The organism is Bradyrhizobium sp. 154, assembly GCF_023073875.1.
In the GTDB taxonomy this organism is placed as follows: domain Bacteria; phylum Pseudomonadota; class Alphaproteobacteria; order Rhizobiales; family Xanthobacteraceae; genus Bradyrhizobium.
Map to the genome: position 1 here is coordinate 1 of NZ_JADPKG010000086.1, position 2,597 is coordinate 2,597.

Here is a 2,597-nt window from a genome sequence, read left to right on the forward strand (position 1 = left end):
CAAGACCGAACGGACCGCCAACAAGATCTACCGAACCAGAGACGAGGCACGAGCCGATGTGTTCGACTATATCGAAAGATTTTATAACACGATCCGCAGGCACTCGACCATCGGGTATCTCAGCCCGGTTGAGTTCGAGCGCAAGGTGGGATTAGCTTAACCTGGTGTCCATCAAACCCGCAGCAGCTCAGGGATGCCCGAGCCGCACCAAGTGCCCCGCCGAGCACCAGATAGATCACTCGATATCCCAACCCGACCTGACCAAGCCCTGATCTATCGTCCTTCTGGCGACCGAAATCCTTTGCATAGTGATCCGGAGTTCGCCTGTCGAGCCGGTTTTCCAAGGCCCATTCTGCACGGAATGTGCACGTATGGGCTGGCCTGAAGAGCCGTCCTGCAGAGCTACGCCGACTACGATCCGCCTGCTTTTCATCGTCATCGCGCCCGCTTTTCGCGTGTTCCCGGGAGAAGTTATTACCATCAATCTCTGGAAGGACGGTAATTCGATCTCATTCGAAGCTTGCGTAAGAGAGCGTCGGGTTACGGTCGTCAAGAATGGGCAGACGGTGCTACACTGAGCAGGGCTTGGACCGTTTCTTGTACCTATTCGGCTGCGAGTTTGTCGCGCTCTTTGAGCGGTTCTTGCCGACATGCATGAAAGGTCCGCGGCAACGTCTGCTTAGAAGGGCCGCGCAACGAACCCGAGGCGTTCGGAGCACTTCAACTGCGGGCCTCAAGGAAGGCCATTTCGGCTCATCGCGCGCGTGGGCGACAATATGCGATCCATGCGGCGAGGCCTGCGCGCCTTCAGTTCGAATCGTTCAGTTGGCGAGGTGGTCGTATTCAACGTACCCCTATGTCTTCCGCGGTGAAGCATCCCCTTGAGTCGCAGCGGGTACGACCTGCGATTCTAGGAAGCAGCTCGATAAGCTGTCGCGTCGTATCGTAAGATACACCAATCGTATCCCAGCTGTCTGGTTCACGACAGGTCCGGAACCAATCGCTGACGGTGGACCAGTATCGACGGCACAAGAAGCTCCTCATTCTTTGCTAGATCAGCTGATGTGCGGGGCGGCATGCCGAAAGGTGGGCGGCGTGAGCTGTCGCACGTATTGAGTGCTGTGGAGAGGCAGTTCGAGCACCGGACCTCAAACGCGGCTCTTCGCTACGAGGATGTTTCATCTCTCAAAGCCTCACGACGCTGGGGCTCATGATCCCACCGCTCCAGCGGTGACACTGAACAAGCTAAGAGCCTCTTAAATGCAAAAAAGTCGGGTCGACCTTGCAGCCATTATCGACCTCGACCCCGTCGGGATCGACCTATTTCGCGGCAACAGTCCGAACGCAGGCGAGCAACGGGTATTCGGCGGCCTAATGATCGGTCAAGCAATGCTTGCAGCGTGTCGCACAGTCAAAGCCCGACTGCCGCATTCACTACATCGCTACTTCATCCATACCGGCGATCCTCGGGTACCCTTGATCTACAAGGTCGAGCGCCTACGCGACGGTAAAAGTTATTCGACCCGGCGCGTCACGGCGATGCAGCGCGGTAGCACAATCGTTTCGGTCATGGTCTCGTTTCATAAGGGCGAGGATGGCACGTTCGAACACCAGGATAAAATGCCGGAGGTGCCAGGGCCGGAGCATTTCGCAGCCGAAGAGTTGTCGAGGCAATCACTATATCCGGATCTACCGGAAATTGTTCAGCGCTACTATGAACCTGATCGTCCGGTCGAGCTTCGTCCCGTCCAGATCGGCCGGTATGTTGGCCAGAAGATCGAGGACGGAAGAGTACATATGTGGATGAGAGCCGCGAGAAAGCTGCCCGATGATCCGGCGCTGCACATTTGCGCACTGGCCTATGCCTCGGATTTGTCGCTGCTGGATGCCGTGATGGCACGCTATGGGCGTACACTGTTCGATGGACGCATTTTGTCCGGAAGTCTTGACCACGCAATCTGGTTTCATCGTCCTTTCCGTGCCGATGATTGGCTGCTCTATGCCAAGGAATCGGTAAGCGCGCAGAGCGGACGTGGCCTCGCTCGTGGGCTGATCTTTACGCGCGACGGCACGCTGGTGGCTTCGGTCGCCCAAGAGGGCTCGGTGCGCGAGCGACGCTGAGCTTGCGCAGTGCGGGGAAGGCCTGGCTTGAGCGAGCGACGACAAGTGGACCGTCCATGCTGCTTGCTAGCGTGCCTTCCCGAGAACAAAGGAGTGGCTCAACGACCATTTGATGCCTGGAAAAATCACATCGCCTCGATTGCCAGGCCACTGTCGGTACGGTCTTCCCGACGCTCAGGACCTTTCATGCTGCGATGAAGTCTGCGGTGTTAGCACTACTTTGGCAGATTGTCGGATTCCTCTGAATTTTTAGGATTCCCGAATCGATTTTTCAATGATTCATGGGTGGTCGGCTCTTGGAAGGGCTGACCATGGCGGAATGGGAAGACGAACTCGAAGGCTGGCTGAAGCCGTTCTTGCAGCGGTTGGGCCCGGCAGCGGATGTGTCCCCTTTACGTTGCGGGATTGATCGGTCCTGGCGATCGCAAGAGCGTTCAGCCGATGGCAGAACGCCTCGCAACCGGCAACTACGATCA

General features: G+C 57.1%; 2 protein-coding genes and 2 pseudogenes. All 4 read left to right on the forward strand.

Annotated elements, in window-relative coordinates; translation table 11 throughout:
• A partial coding sequence (locus IVA92_RS20805) for an IS3 family transposase (RefSeq protein WP_247534173.1) occupies positions 1 to 160 on the forward strand: 160 nt, incomplete at its 5' end.
• Positions 161 to 184: 24 nt separating this feature from the next.
• Positions 185 to 578 (forward strand): annotated as a pseudogene (locus IVA92_RS20810) (MaoC family dehydratase); the annotation flags it as partial.
• A 682-nt stretch (positions 579 to 1,260) separates the two neighbouring features.
• Positions 1,261 to 2,121 (forward strand): acyl-CoA thioesterase II, encoded by an 861-nt coding sequence (locus IVA92_RS20815; protein WP_247281533.1) that lies wholly within the window; start codon positions 1,261 to 1,263, stop codon positions 2,119 to 2,121.
• Positions 2,122 to 2,395: 274 nt separating this feature from the next.
• A pseudogene (locus tag IVA92_RS20820) lies at positions 2,396 to 2,597 on the forward strand (transposase); the annotation flags it as partial.

What these genes read in the sequence shown, in the direction of transcription:
- IVA92_RS20815 (WP_247281533.1), top strand. Translation starts at nt 1,261, where the DNA reads ATGCAAAAAAGTCGGGTCGACCTTGCAGCCATTATCGACCTCGACCCC.